Genomic DNA, 14,308 nt, shown 5'->3' on the forward strand with positions numbered 1-14,308 from the left:
ATATATATTTTCTCTTTTGGAATCCGGTGCATGCGGCGCGGATTCTCTTTTTTTTGTCCGGATAAGTTACAGCGGCACGGACACCTTTTGTTTGTTTTTGAAATACACCCACTCGCGGAAGCCGATGTCCCTAAGACGCGCGGCGACATCGTCCCATTCGTCGGCGACGCGCTGAGGGATGTGGGCATCCGATCCGAATGTGACATCCACGCCAAAATGCAGCGCGCGTTCGAGAATGGCGTCCGCAGGATACCAGCCGCCGCTCAGCTTGGTTTTTCCCGAGGTGTTGATCTCGATGGCCACCCCGCTTTCCGCGATCGTTTTGAGCGTATCGTCGATCGCCTCCGCGGCGGGAATGTCCGAAAACGCCGGATAGTTGCCCTTCATGGCGTCGATATGCCCGAGAATTTGGAACATTCCGCTTTGCGCCGATTGCCGGATCAAAGCGTAATAGGCTTCTTTCGTAGCGATTTTTTCCTGCCGGCTGAGGCCTTTCCAACGGTTTTTGTTGAAAATGCTCACCTCGCCGACGCTGTGCACCGAGCCGATCACATAATCGAACGGATACTGGTTTAGTGTATTCCGATAAACTTCGGCATGTTCCGGGAAAAAATCGGATTCGATCCCGAGCAGAACGTCGATTTTGCCAGCGTATTCCTTTTTCAGCTTCAACACTTCGTCGACGTAGCCGGCGAACTCCTTCTTGCCCATGGAGATCCGGGGGAACGGTCTGTCTTCCGGACTGCCGAAATACGGGGTATGGTCGCTGATGCCGATCACGGCCAAGCCGGCGGCGATGCCGGCCTCGATATAATCCCGGATATTGCCGTCGGCATGTCCGCAGCGGAAATGGTGCGTATGAAGGTCGAACTTCATGATTCTGTCGGCTCCTTTCAGTTAGGGACTGCCGGTTATTCGGAACTGATGAAATGCGTTTCCGGCATGCCCTTCAGGTCTCCGAGAAACTGCTGCATCGCCGAATTGACGTACCGGCTGGATTTATAGATGACCCCGACCGGGTGAGTGACCTCCAGCTCGGGGATCGGGACGATCTTTAGGGAACCCTGCTTCAGCTCCCGCAAAATTGACTGCTTGGAAATAATCGCCGCCCCCAAATTGATCTCCACCATCCGTTTGACTTCTTCGCTGCTGGACAGCTCCATCACGATATGGGGTTCGATGTCATGTCTCTTGAACACCTCGTCGATAAACCGCCGTCCTACAGTGTCGGGAGAGAGCATAATCAGCGGAACCTCCCGAAGCGAATCCAGCGAAGGGTTGGGAAGGCTGGCCAGAGGGTGCAGCGGCGAAACGACCAGCTCGAACGTATCGTAGTAAAGCACCGAAGACAACACCTGCGGGTTGTTTTCGATCAAATAACCGATCCCGATATCGACGAGCCCTTGCTCCACGTTTTGATAAATCAGGCTGGACGGCATGGACTGGATGGTCGTTTTGATCAGGGGAAACTGGTCTTGAAAATAGGACAAAATACGCGGCAGGATCTGGATAGCGATCGACGTCGTGGTCCCGAGTACGATATGGCCTTGCGGCGTGTGCTCCATATCGGACAGCTTCTGCTTGAGCTCCTCGACAATATCCAGTATCCGTTCCGCCTGCTCAAGAAATACCTGCCCCCGGTCGGTCAGCGTAACGGGTTGATTGCGGTCGACCAGCACGGTCCGGAACTCGTCCTCGAGGCTTTTGATCTGTGCGGACACGGCGGGTTGGGTCAGGTTTAGCAGTTCGCCGGCTTTGCGGAAGCTTTTGGTTTTGGAAATGGTGATCAACGTTTCCAACTGGCTGATATTCAACAGCATACCTCCTTTCCCGTAGGTTTGTTTTCCCTATAGAGGCTTCCTTTTGATTTTATTAATTATAGGTGATTTTCCCGAAGTAAATCAATGATCGGCCGCCTTGGGACCTGAAGCATCCTCCGTTATTATGTGCTATTCGACGCAAATCTTCGATTTTTAATGACTTATGAATAGGAATAAAGTATAATTAGCAATAACTAAAAGCTGGGTCTTTTGTATTGAATAAGTTATTCTCCTAGTGAAAAGGGGCGCATAATTTTGAAAGCAGAAGTGATAAATCCTTTTCTTGAATCAGCGCGTTCGGTCATTGAACAGGTCGTTCAAGTTTCTCCTTCAACTGGGAGCATGGGCGTCAAAGATGTGGTCCCCGTACAGGACCATATCTGGATTCAAATTGGCATGACCGGCCATTTCAGCGGTATGGTTGTGTTCGGCCTGCAGGAAAATGTCGCCCTCCGGATCGTATCGGCGATGATGGGCGGATTTGTGCTTACGGAAATGGACGAGATGGGACAAAGCGCGATTTCGGAGCTGGGAAATATGATCAGCGGAAATGCCAGCACGCTGTTGTCCAACCAGGGTTTTGCGGTAGATATTACGCCCCCGCAGGTGATCAAGACGGAAACGGCAGGCGGTTTCCTGCCGCGCAAAGCGCTGTGCATACCGCTGCTGATGGACGGCATCGGCGAACTGGACATTCAGGTGATGATCTCTTAAGATAGGATCATCCTGGTTTGAAGGGATGAATGACCATGTCTTTGAACAATCGGATCGTTGTCGTTACCGGCGCATCCAGCGGCATCGGCGCGCTGTCGGCGCAAATGCTGTCGGAGCGGGGAGCCGTCGTCGTGCTTGCGGCACGTTCGCCGGACAAGCTGAAACAGGTCGGATCGCGCATGAAGGGGCCGTATCGGCTGCTTGAAATGGATGTGGGCGACGATGCTTCGACGCGATCGGGATTTGAGCGGGTGTTATCCGAGTACGGGCGGGTGGACGTCCTGGTGAACAATGCCGGGTACGGCAAGTTCGAATACTTCGATCAAATGCCTTTGCCCGAATTTGCGGAAATGATGAACGTAAATTACATAGGAATGGTTCGTTGCGCCAAAGCCGTTTTGCCGTACATGAAATCGGCGCGCTCCGGCACGATCGTGAACGTGGCATCGCTGGCGGGCAAAATCGGCACCGCTAAATCGACGGCTTACACCGCCAGCAAACACGCCGTGGTCGGCTTCAGCAGCGCGTTGCGCCAGGAGCTTCGGCCGTACGGCATCAAGGTATCGACAATTAACCCGGGGCCGATCGATACGCCGTTTTTTGACCTTGCCGATCCGAACGGGGACTACGTACGCAACGTCAAATGGTTCATGCTGAAACCGGAGAAAGTGGCGAAAGCGATCGTCTCCGCCGCGGAGAAGGGCCGCACGGAAATCAACCTTCCCTGGATCGCCGGGGTGGGGACAAAATGGTACCAGATGTTCCCCGGCTTGGCCGATCGGATCAGCTACCGGCTGCTGAATAAGAAGTGACCATAACCTGCCTGTGAGGGCGGGTTTTTGTGTATATGAAAAGCGTCCGATTAAGCGGTTATGATTTGCCGTGGCGCGGAAGGCGCGGAAGCTGCGGAGATTGCCGGAAACTGCAGAAACTGTGCAAGATACGGAAGGCGTGGAAGGCGCAGAAACTGTGGAAGTTGCAGAAACTGCCGGAAACTGCTGAAACTGTGGAAGTTGCAGAAGTGTTGCAGAAACTGCAGAAGTTGCGGAGGTTACGGAAGCTGCGGACTGTGGACGCTACCGAAGACGCAGCCATAGCGGTAAAAAAGGGCGTTATTTTTGGCGAGCAAGATAGCTGGGGCAAAATAAAGGATTTTTTTACCGCTATTCTTAGCCAAAGGAGAGGAAAAGGTGACTTTCCGAAGGATTGCTGCAAAATAGGAGCAAAAATTTCCGCTATTTGGCGAACAACAAGGTGAATTTACAAAATAAGGCCATAATTTACCGCTATTTTTCCGGGACATCATCTAAGACGCATAAAAAAACATTGAAAAACAAGAAATATTTGGTACAATCTAACTACAGTTCCTTACATAAATAAACATATTTAGGGTTAATCGATTTTGAATACGCTTACACCAACTTTGTTTTAAGGAACTGTATATTCTGTTATGGAGGTGAGTAAAGCACGCCCCAAAATTCAAACGTTTGCACAAGGTGTTTGGCGCTTAAATGAGGCTAGGGATCAATATCGCTCGAAATTCAAACGTTTGCACAAAGTGGAAATACATCAGGATAAGCCAAAATCGATGCTTGCGAACCTAAATTATGAAGGAGGATCTTGCAGTGAATAAGAGAGTTCGGAAAATAACGGCCCTGTTCGTTGCCGCCATGTTTTTTGCGACATCTTTTTTTATCCATCCGCTGCCTTCCGCACAAGCTGATTCGGCTGCTTCAACAACAATATCCGCCGGACAACCGGCTTCCCTCTTCAATCCGGCAAACCCGGAGCTGATTGCCGGCGGCGCGGGTACGGTCGGCGTTCCGGAAGATTCCGGCAAAAACCCGACGTTCAATTGGGATAACGCCAACGTGTATTTTGTCTTAACCGACCGCTTCAAGGACGGGAATCCAAGCAACAATAATTCGTACGGAAGACCTTCCCGGGATGCGACCGGCAAAAATATTGGAACTTTTCGTGGCGGAGATTTGAAAGGGCTTACACAAAAGCTGAAAGAGGGGTACTTTACGGACTTAGGCGTCAATGCTCTCTGGATTACGGCTCCGTATGAGCAGATTCACGGGTTTGTTGGCGGAGGAAATGGGGGCGATTTTGCCCATTACGGTTATCATGGCTATTACGCCCTCGATTTCACGATGATGGATCGCAACATGGGGACTATCGAGGATATGCGTGAATTTGTGGACACGGCGCATGCCCAAGGCATCCGGGTTGTGCTTGACGTGGTGATGAACCATCCCGGCTACAACACGCTAAAGGATATGGAGGAGTACGGCTTCGGCAGTAAAACGGTCGGCGCAGACTGGGCTCCGGGCAATGGGCAAACCTGGCACAGCTATCACGATTACATTAACTATAACGACGCTTCCGCCTGGTCAAAATGGTGGAATACCTGGGTACGGGCCGGCATTGCCGGTTATGAGCCTGGTGGTTCGAACTATCTTACGCAACTTGTCGGCAACTTGCCGGACTTCCGCACGAATGTGACAAACAACATCGGGCTGGCTCCGCTTTTGCAAGCGAAATGGGCTAAGGAAACGGCGGGCTACGAGCAGTGGATCGTTCCGGCGGCGGTACCTTTAAGAAAAGATCTTGGCGTCGCTCCGGCGGATTACCTCGTCAAATGGCTTGCCGCCTGGGTTGAAGAGTTCGGGATCGATGGATTTCGGGCCGACACGGCCAAGCATGTGGAACTAAACCGCTGGAAGCAACTGAAAACCGAGGCCAGCGCGGCTTTGCACAGATGGAGGCAGAACAATCCTGACAAACCGGGCGCGGCTTGGACCGAAGATTTCTGGATGACCGGGGAAGTCTGGGGACACGGCGTCGGCAAAAGCGAGTATTTCAACTACGGATTCGATTCGGTCATCAACTTCAGCTTCCAGGATTCCAACATCAATTCCCTCGAGAGCATCTATGCCGATTACGCCGCAAAGTTAAATGCAAATCCGAACTTCAACGTGCTCAGCTACATTTCTTCGCACGACACCCGGCTGTATGACCGGGGACGGCTGACCCAGGCCGGAACGGCGCTGCTTCTGCTGCCGGGCGGCGTGCAAATTTTCTATGGCGACGAAACCGCCAGACCTTTTGGGGAGACCGGCTCCGACCCGCAGCAGGGGACGCGTTCAGCGATGAATTGGGACAATATCAACCAGAACGTATTGTCCCATTGGCAAAAAGTCGGCCAATTCCGGAACAAACATATTGCGGTCGGAGCGGGCCGGCACGTCAAAATCGCCGACAGCCCGTATACGTTCAGCCGGACGTACGCCAAGAACGGGATCGAGGACAAGGTTGTCGTGGCTATGAACGCCTCCGGTTCTACTGCGGTCAACGTATCGCCCGTGTTCCCGGACGGAACGCTCGTTCGAGACGCTTACACCGGAAACGAGGCGGTCGTCAGCGGCGGTACAGCGACTTTCACGGCAGGAGCCAACGGACTGATCCTAATCGAACAGATCGGGGAGTCCCCGCTGCCGCTGTTGTTCGCCGATCCTGCGGGAGGAAACTTTAAGACGGACACGCTCACGATTAAGCTGCAAGTGAGGAAGGCGGACAGCGGAAAATACACGCTGGACGGCAGCGATCCGCAGGGAGGGATCGCCTTCACCGACGAGACGGAGATCGCAATTGGCGAAAATATGGAGTTCAACGATAAGCTAACCTTGAGAATGCATGCCGTAAATGAAGATGGTGTTTCCACACAGCAGTATATTTTTACGAAAAAGGATCCGCATGCCGGGTTGAGCGTTCATTTCAAAAAGCCCGCTGACTGGGGAACGCCTCGCCTCTATTTCTATGAAACTTCGCCTAAGGTGGCCGAGCCTGCTTGGGCGGAAGCTCCGGTCATGACGAGGGGGACGGGAGACTGGTATTCCTATACGATTAATGGCGTGGATGGCGCTACGGTTATATTCAGGGATGACAAAGGACGACAAAATCCAGGACAGAACCAACCCGGCTTCCCGTTGGCCGCAGACGGCTGGTATGATGGACGGTGGCATGATTCGAATCCGGACGGTCAGGGGGATACGGAAGCGCCGACGGCTCCGACCGGCCTCCGCGCGATCGCGGTAACGGATCGGACGGTAAGCCTCGCCTGGACCGCTGCAACCGATAATGTCGGTGTGACCGCCTATGATATTTTCCGGGGAACAGAGAAAATCGGAAGCACGGAGGCAACCGCGTATACGGATACGGCCCTCTCGTCTGAAACCGCTTACGTTTATTCTGTCAAGGCGCGTGATGCCGCGGGCAATGTATCCGCGCCAAGCGATCCGCTGGAAGTAACGACCGAACCGGCGGGAACCGGCGGCAATCAGGTCACTGTATATTACAAGCGCGGCTTCAATACGCCGTACATGCACTATCGCCCGGAAGGCGGCGAATGGACAGCCGTACCGGGCGTACGAATGGAATCGTCCGAAGCAGCGGGCTACAGCAAGCTGACGGTCGATATCGGAACGGCGCAAAGGCTGGAGGCCGCCTTCAACAACGGCAATAATCAGTGGGACAGCAACAATCAGCGGAACTACTTCTTCGGGGTAGGCACCTGGACGTATTCCGGGAATGGCAAGATAACCGCGGGCGCGCCAAACCCGAGTGCTGGCAATCAAGTGACCGTTTACTATAAGGAAGGCTTCAACACGCCGTACATGCACTACCGTCCGGAAGGCGGCGAATGGACAGCCGTACCGGGCGTGCGAATGGAATCGTCCGAAGCAGCGGGCTATAGCAAGCTGACGGTTGACATCGGAACGGCGCAAAGGCTGGAAGCTTGCTTTAGCAATGGCAGCGGGCACTGGGACAGCAATAACGGTAAAAATTACTTTTTTGAGATAGGGACATGGACTTTCAGCAGCTATGGCAATATACGGGAGGGTGCGCCGACCGTCCCTGCGTCTGCCGAGGAAGCGGTGGGTTCCGCCGGCTTGGAGCCCAATCAAAATCAGACCGGGCCGGAATCACCGCCTCCGGATATTTTACCGGATTCGGAGCCAGCGTCCGAAATCGAGCCGGCGCCGGTCGTTCCCGAGCCGCCCGCTTTTGAAGCGGGGCCGGAAACATTGTCAATCTTAAGTGATGCCAAGCCCGGCGGTGTACTCCATGCTGGCGTAATTCATGTCGGCGACCCATGGGTAAGCCGTTTGTCCGCCTAGACAACCGAAGACCGAGTGAAAAATGCCCCTTTGCCATGAGCCGATCATGGCGAAGGGGTTTTCTTGGAATGGCGGGGGCGAATTAGCTGAATCAAATGCAAAAGTGCATTTCATTTTTCGTAAATCACCATTTTCATGCGAATGAAATGCACTACCATTTCGGGAGGTTTTGACAAAATTCGCCTGCACTTTTGCATTTCATAGAAATTAGCTTAGGACGCAGACCCGGATTTGGCATAATCCCTGGTTTGGTGGAACCGGGATTTTACACAATGGCGGGTTCACTCACAATGTCCGATTCCACGAAATTTCAGATTTCACATAATCCCGGAGCACCAGCATCCTTATATCGAAAGAAAAACCGCCGCCTAACGCGCTCTGTCCACCTGAAATGCACCGCGATCGACGTTTTTCATACGTTATTTATTTGTTGTGACCGCCGCATATCGCATATAATGAAAATATTAACATTCTAAGCAATGATCAAGAGTGGTTAACGATAAATGAAAAAGGATGAATGGATATGACAAATACGACGTTTGCCGGGCTTGGAATCGGAGAACTGTTGTCCGCGAAGCTGATGGACTACGGCATTACGGAACCATCGCCGGTACAGGCGGAATGCATTCCCGCGGCGCTGGAAGGACGCGATGTGCTTGCGCAGTCGCAGACGGGCACCGGCAAAACGCTGGCTTATTTGCTGCCGATCCTGCAGTCCAGCGATCCGGGGGCAAAAACGCTGCAGGCCCTGATCCTTGCGCCAACGCAGGAACTGGCCATGCAGATTTTGCGGGAGGCGGAGAAATACGGGGAAGCGCTCGGGATTTTGTCCCAGGCGCTGATCGGCGGAGCCTCCGTGAAAAGACAGCTGGAGCGGCTGAAGCAGCATCCCCAGCTAGTGGTCGGAACGCCAGGGCGGATCCGGGAGATCCTGGCCCTTCGCAAACTGAAGCTGCACGCGCTTAAAACCGTGGTTGTGGACGAAGCCGACCAAATGTTCAAGCTCGGGGGCGCCGCCGATGTGGAACATATTTTGCGCGCGACCCTGCGCGACCGGCAGCTGATGTTCCTGTCCGCGACGATCACCCCGGACATCCGGGCCCTGGCGGCCAAAGAGATGAACAACCCGGTGGAAATCGGAATCGAACCGGAACAGCGGACATCCAAAAGCCTGGAGCATATTTATTTCGTCTGCGAACCGCGCGACAAAATCGACACGCTGCGTCGGATCGTCAGGCATTTCGATCCGGCCCGGGCGATCGTGTTCATCAACCACACCGACCAGATCGCCGAAGTGGAAGGCAAAATGAACTACGTCGGCCTTAGCGCCGGCGCTTTGTACGGCGATGCCGACAAAGCGGCGCGCAGCCTTACGCTGAGGCGATTCCGCGAAGGCAAAATCCGCCTGCTTGTGGCCAGTGACGTAGCCGCCAGGGGTCTGGACATCGAGGATCTCGCCCTGGTCGTGAATCTGGACCCGCCGATCGACGCCGAACATTATGTGCACCGCGCCGGACGCACGGGGCGGATGGGCAAGCGCGGCCTGGCCGTCTCGATCGTCTCGCCGCAGGAAGAGTTCATCATGCGCAAGTTTTCCCGCGAGCTGGGCATTGAAATCGAGCCGAAGACGCTGTATCAGGGCGAAGTGCTGGGGCTGGAGGAGCAGCCGCCGGCCGGGAGACGCCGCCATCCGTCCGCGGGCAAAAAGGCGGGGGTGAGCGCTGTCCGCCGCCACGCGGCGGAAGGGCCCGGCGCTGCGTCCGGCGCCCGCTATCCCGCCGAAGGAGGGCGCAGGGGCAAAACCGCCGGGCGGGCGCTGCCGGAACGAGACGATCGCGGAAGCGCGGAGCGTTCGTCAGCGGGGAAATCCGGCTTCGGCAGCCTGCCCGTATCCGGGCGCAAGGCCGCAGCCCCCGCTTTGGGCGGGTCGGCCGGCGGGGGAGCGCGCAAGATGAATCCGGCGGGCGAGCGGAAGAAAGAGCGCCAGGAGGACCGTAAGAACAAAGGCGCGCCGCGGTGGCTGAAAAACAAAAAGCCGCACGGTTAAAGCGAATTTTATGAACCGATGAGTAAGATAGCGCAGTGAGCTTATCCAAGCTCCGCGTTTCTTTGTTGGGAGGAGTTCTGAATTGAGTGAAATGCCCGTACTGCAAGTCGAGGAGCTAAGCGGGGGATACAGCCTGGGCCGTCCGGTGCTCCATGACGTCAGCTTTGAGGTGGGGCCGGGCGAAATGGTGGGGCTGATCGGCCTGAACGGAGCCGGCAAAAGCACGACGATGAAACATATTCTCGGGCTGATGGCGCCGCACCGGGGCGGCATTTACGTCACCGGAAAGACGCGGGAAGAGGCGCCGGAAGCATACCAGTCCTCGCTTGCGTTTGTGCCGGAATCCCCGCTGCTGTATGAAGAATTGACCGTGAGGGAGCACCTGGAATTCACCGCCAGGGCTTACGGGGTCGGCCCCGAGGATTACCAAGACAGGGCGGAACGGCTGCTGAAGCTGTTCCGCATGGAGGAGAAGGCGGACAGCCTGTCGATGCATCTCTCCAAAGGCATGAAGCAGAAGGTGATGATTATGTGTGCCTTCGTCGCCCGGCCGCCGCTGTATATCATCGATGAGCCTTTTCTCGGGCTGGACCCGCTGGGAATCCGCTCGCTGCTCGACTTCATGCTGGAGATGAAGGAGAGCGGGTCGTCGATTTTGCTGAGCTCGCACATCCTGTCGACCATCGAGAATTATTGCGACCGTTTTATCGTTTTGCATCGCGGGAAGGTGATCGCGCAAGGAACGCTGGCCGAAATCGGGGAGCAGGCCCAAATGCCGGGAGCCGCGCTGGAATCGATTTTTTACGCTTTAGTGAAGGACGGAGCGTAGCCTATGGAACTTCGAGCGCTGCGGAGCCGGCGCAAAGCGGCGTTTTGGGGCAAGGTGCTCCCGTATTTGCCTTATGTGTTCCAAAGCGGTGTCGCCGTGCTGCTGCTCCTGCTGATCATTGCTTTTTCCGCCTGGTATACGGCTTTTTTGCAAAATCTTCCCCCCGGTCTGCCGGTTTCCTGGATCATGCTGCTTTTGCTTGGCCCGCTGACGGCTTATTCCGGGTTCCGGACCTATGTTGAGCCGGCGGACGTAATTTTCCTGCTGCCGCAGGAGACGCGGATGAAGGAATATTTGTCCCCCGCCTTTCGCAGCGGTATTATTTATAAGCTGATCGGGTTGTATATCGTGCTGCTGCTCGTTTGGCCGCTTTACATACGGAGCTCCGCAATCGTACAGCCGCTGTGGCTGATGATGCTCATCCTGCTGCTGCTTAAAGCGCTAAGCGCTTATGGCGCATGGCAGGAGCTGCGCATTACGACGGCGCGGGCCCGAACGGGCTACCGCCTGCTGCGCTGGTGCTTCATCCTGCTGATGGTCGCGGCTTGGCTGTGGCAGCCCGCCTGGAAAAGCGCGTTGTTTACGCTGCTCGTCGGCCTGAACTATGTGCTCGTGCTGCGTTTTCCGCTGAAGCATGCCGTGCCCTGGGACAACCTGATCGCGGCGGAAAAATCGAACGAAGCCAAGGTGCTGCTGCTGCTCGGCTGGTTCGTGGACGTTCCGGCGGAAGGGCAAAAGGTAATCCGGCGCCGCTGGTTGTCCGCGGCCGGCAACCGCACGCCCTGGACGCCTGCGGCCGCTTACCGCTACCTGCTGATCAAAACCTTCGTCCGCAGCGAGCTGCTGGGCATGTTGATCCGGCTGACGCTGCTCGGCCTCTTGCTTGTCGGCTGGAACGGGCGGACCTGGCTGGGCACGGTTTTGTACCTGCTGTTCGTATTTCTGACGGGAACCCAGCTGGCTTCCCTGCGCCATGCGCACCGCGATTCCCCGGCGGCTTCCTTTTATCCGCTCCCGCCCGGGGCCAGAAAGGCTGCCGCACTGCGCATCACCTCGCGCCTGCTGTTCGCGCTGGCCGTGCTGCTTTGGCTGCCGATGATCCTGACTCCCGGGGGAGAAGCGGCGCTTAAGTTCGGCAGCCTCGCCGCCGGCCTGGCGTTTGCTTGGGCGCTCCGCAGCGTTTGGTCCCGCAAATGGCGGGAAGAAGAGCTGGACGAATAAAGTTTGAAGCAAAATGGCCCGCACTCCTGCCGAGCAGGAATACGGGCCATGATTCATAAGATGATCTAAACGTAAAAATGACTATTTCGATTGCAGGTCCTGAACGCCTTGGTAGATCAAATCAAACAGTTCCTCCAGATTTTCCTCGGCGATGCAGGAAAACGCAATGCGCAGGTCGGTTCCGCCGAGCGCGATCGTGCCGACGCCGTATTGGTGAATCAAATGCTGGCGCAGCGCCTCCGCCGAAACGGTCTTCAGCTTCAGGCACATGAAATAGCCGGAGTTAAACGGGTAATATTCCCAAACGTCCCCGTACTTGCCGCTGTCCAGCAACGCTTTGACCTTGTTGGCGCGGCCTTTCATCGTCTTGAATTTCTCCGCCTTCTGCGCTTCGAACTCCGGCGACTGCAGCGCCTTCAGCACGAATGTCTGCGACGGATGCGGCCCGCTGGAAATGGTGGCGCGGATGATGCCGAGCGCCTTTTGCTCCAGGGCGGCGAGCAGCGCTTCGTCGTCCGCCGCGAATGTGATGAACCCGACGCGGAAGCCCCACACATATTCCTCTTTGGTCGCCCCGTCGATCTTCACCGGCAAAATCCGCGGATGCAGGCCGGCCAGCTTGCCGAACAGCGATTCCGTAAGCGAGTCCTCGAAGAACAAGCCGAAATAAGCGTCATCGGTGACGACGACCACGTTAATCCCGGCTTCCGCGGCGGCCTGAATCGCGTCCACAATCTCCCCGCCTTCCTTTGCGCCCGGCGTATATCCGGTCGGGTTGTTCGGGAAGTTCAGGATGACGACCGCTTTACCCTTGTCCTTTTGGGCGAGCAGGGCTTCTTTCAAGCCGGCGCTGTTAAACGTCATCTCATCGGTAAACAAGGGGAAGTTGACGATCCGGGCATGACGGCGGATGCCGAAAGTCAGCTCGTAGTTCTCCCAGTTTTTATCCGGAAAAATAACCGCGTCGCCCTCGTCCGCGAACAGGTCGGCGACGATGCTGAGCCCGTGGGTCAGCGCGTTCGTCGCGATCGGATTGCCGAAGCTTTTGCCCGCAAGCGACGGGTTCTCCTGCAGCATTTTGGCCCGCCAAACTTTGCGCAGCTCCGGTTTGCCCGCCGGCGGCGCGTAAGGGTACAAATCCTGCGGCTTATAAGCGGACAACGTATCCTGGATCGCCGCGAGGTGCATCGGTCCCCCGTTTTCCGTAGCGATGCCGATCGTGGCGTTATATTTTTTAGCTTGGGCTGAAGCTTCGGCGGACTGGCTCAAAATGCCTTCCTTCGGAAAATAAATTTCCTTGCCCAGCCCCGACAGCATGTCGTACACGTGGCTGTTCCCCGATTTGATGTTCTCGTTTAACTGCTCCGCAAGTGGGTTCATCACATTCATCCTTCCGATCCGTTTAATAATTTAGGGCAGTACCGTCTTAAACTGCCTAACATTATATCATTTCGGTCAGAACGAGTCACGATCTAAAACCGCCGCACCGGTCTATTTTTCGCGGTGAAACGGGCAGTATTTTTTCATATGCTCGATCGTTTCCGCGTCCAGTTCGCCGCCCCGCTGCCGCAGCCCTTCGACCACGGCGTCAAACTTCGCTTCGCTCTGATTTTGCCCGAATTTGAATTTGGCGGTCATCGTCTCCGGGACGATCCGGCATAGCGCCACCGCCTTGAGTTGGCCCGCATATTTGGGGTCGGCCGGATCGATCGGGTTATAGCCGCCTTCGGGCTGGAGCTTTTCCATAAACAAAGTGAACGCATCCGCTTTTTCCTGAAGGTTTTCGACCTTTTCCACCCTTCCGCGGACCATCACGCTTTTGAAAAAGGCCGAAGCCGGACAAGCCAGCAGCGGATCGGTAAAATAGGACGGAATAATCGCATACTCCTTCGCCACGGTGAAGCTGACCCGGGGATCGCGGGCTAGCTGCTTCATTTTTTCCCCGGCCAGACTGCCGTGAAAATAAAAGAACCGTCCGTCGTATACAAAATTCAGCGGAGTCACCCGGCTCCAGCCGTCTTCGCCGACGGTGCCGAGAAAGCCGTAGCTCATCTCCCGCAAAAACTCTTGGACTTCCGTTTCATCCTGCATCGTAAATTCTTTTCTGCGCATATGGTTCGCTCCCTGTTTGTTTTGATATTCAGCATACGCCGCAAATTGACATAAAAAAAGAACCAATTTACATTTAAATTAGTAGGCCAATTTAAGCGTAAGGGAACCAGTAGACTGCTCCTGAATGAAATAAGGCGAACGTTGGTGACGTCAGCTTCGACTTGTATGGAGGACAACGGACATGAGCGCCCTTATTTGCCTGAAAAAACGCCGGTTTGATTTCTAACGGACAGGAGAGTCGCTATTTGCTCGAAAAAGGCCGGATATGTGCACAGAAATGCCGAATAAGGCCTGTGGTGTCCGTTACATTTTGAAAACTGTTGATTTCATCGAAATAGCGGCGCTGGTGTCCGTTAGGATTGGCGAGTGTTAAGCGACCGGG

The 14,308-nt window shown here is 55.3% G+C and carries 11 protein-coding genes; 7 read left to right on the forward strand and 4 right to left on the reverse strand.

All coding sequences use genetic code 11. From position 1 onward, the window contains the following. Window positions 1–66 precede the first annotated feature (66 nt). Both DYE26_RS30325 and DYE26_RS30330 read right to left on the reverse strand, forming a co-directional pair. Window positions 67–876 carry a histidinol-phosphatase gene (locus DYE26_RS30325; RefSeq protein WP_036620282.1) on the reverse strand — a complete coding sequence of 270 codons (810 nt, stop codon included), beginning with the start codon at window positions 874–876 and terminating at the stop codon, window positions 67–69. 35 nt (window positions 877–911) lie between these two features. Further along, the gene (locus DYE26_RS30330; protein WP_036620284.1) at window positions 912–1,814 is read right to left on the reverse strand and encodes a LysR family transcriptional regulator; all 903 of its coding nucleotides are present in this window, start codon (window positions 1,812–1,814) and stop codon (window positions 912–914) included. A gap of 261 nt (window positions 1,815–2,075) precedes the next feature. Here DYE26_RS30330 and DYE26_RS30335 point away from each other — a divergent pair, with 261 nt between their 5' ends. From DYE26_RS30335 to DYE26_RS30365, 7 genes are all read left to right on the forward strand, one after another. Next, the gene (locus tag DYE26_RS30335) at window positions 2,076–2,534 is read left to right on the forward strand and encodes a chemotaxis protein CheX (RefSeq protein ID WP_036620285.1); all 459 of its coding nucleotides are present in this window, start codon (window positions 2,076–2,078) and stop codon (window positions 2,532–2,534) included. A gap of 35 nt (window positions 2,535–2,569) precedes the next feature. Then, a complete protein-coding gene (locus DYE26_RS30340; RefSeq protein ID WP_051985302.1) occupies window positions 2,570–3,346 on the forward strand; it encodes an SDR family NAD(P)-dependent oxidoreductase in 777 nt (258 codons plus the stop codon). Between the two features lie 35 nt (window positions 3,347–3,381). Beyond that, complete coding sequence (locus tag DYE26_RS30345) at window positions 3,382–3,792, forward strand: hypothetical protein (RefSeq protein ID WP_036620292.1); 411 nt, start codon at window positions 3,382–3,384, stop codon at window positions 3,790–3,792. A 367-nt stretch (window positions 3,793–4,159) separates the two neighbouring features. Beyond that, window positions 4,160–7,717 carry a carbohydrate binding domain-containing protein gene (locus DYE26_RS35030; RefSeq protein WP_051985303.1) on the forward strand — a complete coding sequence of 1,186 codons (3,558 nt, stop codon included), beginning with the start codon at window positions 4,160–4,162 and terminating at the stop codon, window positions 7,715–7,717. A 523-nt stretch (window positions 7,718–8,240) separates the two neighbouring features. Then, on the forward strand, window positions 8,241–9,764 hold the full coding sequence (locus tag DYE26_RS30355; protein WP_036620295.1) for a DEAD/DEAH box helicase: 1,524 nt from the start codon (window positions 8,241–8,243) through the stop codon (window positions 9,762–9,764). 82 nt (window positions 9,765–9,846) lie between these two features. After that, entirely contained in the window at window positions 9,847–10,593 is a 747-nt protein-coding gene (locus tag DYE26_RS30360; RefSeq protein WP_036620296.1) for an ABC transporter ATP-binding protein, read from the forward strand. Window positions 10,594–10,596: 3 nt separating this feature from the next. Further along, window positions 10,597–11,814 carry an ABC transporter permease gene (locus DYE26_RS30365; protein WP_036620299.1) on the forward strand — a complete coding sequence of 406 codons (1,218 nt, stop codon included), beginning with the start codon at window positions 10,597–10,599 and terminating at the stop codon, window positions 11,812–11,814. Window positions 11,815–11,895: 81 nt separating this feature from the next. On the opposite strand, the gene DYE26_RS30370 is transcribed toward DYE26_RS30365, so the two are convergent. Together DYE26_RS30370 and DYE26_RS30375 are read right to left on the reverse strand one after the other, a co-directional pair. Then, complete coding sequence (locus DYE26_RS30370; protein ID WP_036620301.1) at window positions 11,896–13,194, reverse strand: aminotransferase class I/II-fold pyridoxal phosphate-dependent enzyme; 1,299 nt, start codon at window positions 13,192–13,194, stop codon at window positions 11,896–11,898. A 111-nt stretch (window positions 13,195–13,305) separates the two neighbouring features. Continuing rightward, window positions 13,306–13,926 carry a pyridoxamine 5'-phosphate oxidase family protein gene (locus DYE26_RS30375; RefSeq protein WP_036620310.1) on the reverse strand — a complete coding sequence of 207 codons (621 nt, stop codon included), beginning with the start codon at window positions 13,924–13,926 and terminating at the stop codon, window positions 13,306–13,308. Window positions 13,927–14,308: the final 382 nt, after the last annotated feature.

The organism is Paenibacillus macerans, from assembly GCF_900454495.1.
GTDB classification, from domain to species: Bacteria; Bacillota; Bacilli; order Paenibacillales; family Paenibacillaceae; genus Fontibacillus; species Fontibacillus macerans.

What these genes read in the sequence shown, in the direction of transcription:
- DYE26_RS30340 (WP_051985302.1), top strand. Translation starts at nt 2,570, where the DNA reads ATGTCTTTGAACAATCGGATCGTTGTCGTTACCGGCGCATCCAGCGGC.
- DYE26_RS30365 (WP_036620299.1), top strand. Translation starts at nt 10,597, where the DNA reads ATGGAACTTCGAGCGCTGCGGAGCCGGCGCAAAGCGGCGTTTTGGGGC.
- DYE26_RS30375 (WP_036620310.1), bottom strand. Translation starts at nt 13,926, where the DNA reads ATGCGCAGAAAAGAATTTACGATGCAGGATGAAACGGAAGTCCAAGAG.
- DYE26_RS30345 (WP_036620292.1), top strand. Translation starts at nt 3,382, where the DNA reads ATGAAAAGCGTCCGATTAAGCGGTTATGATTTGCCGTGGCGCGGAAGG.
- DYE26_RS30355 (WP_036620295.1), top strand. Translation starts at nt 8,241, where the DNA reads ATGACAAATACGACGTTTGCCGGGCTTGGAATCGGAGAACTGTTGTCC.
- DYE26_RS30325 (WP_036620282.1), bottom strand. Translation starts at nt 876, where the DNA reads ATGAAGTTCGACCTTCATACGCACCATTTCCGCTGCGGACATGCCGAC.
- DYE26_RS30370 (WP_036620301.1), bottom strand. Translation starts at nt 13,194, where the DNA reads ATGAACCCACTTGCGGAGCAGTTAAACGAGAACATCAAATCGGGGAAC.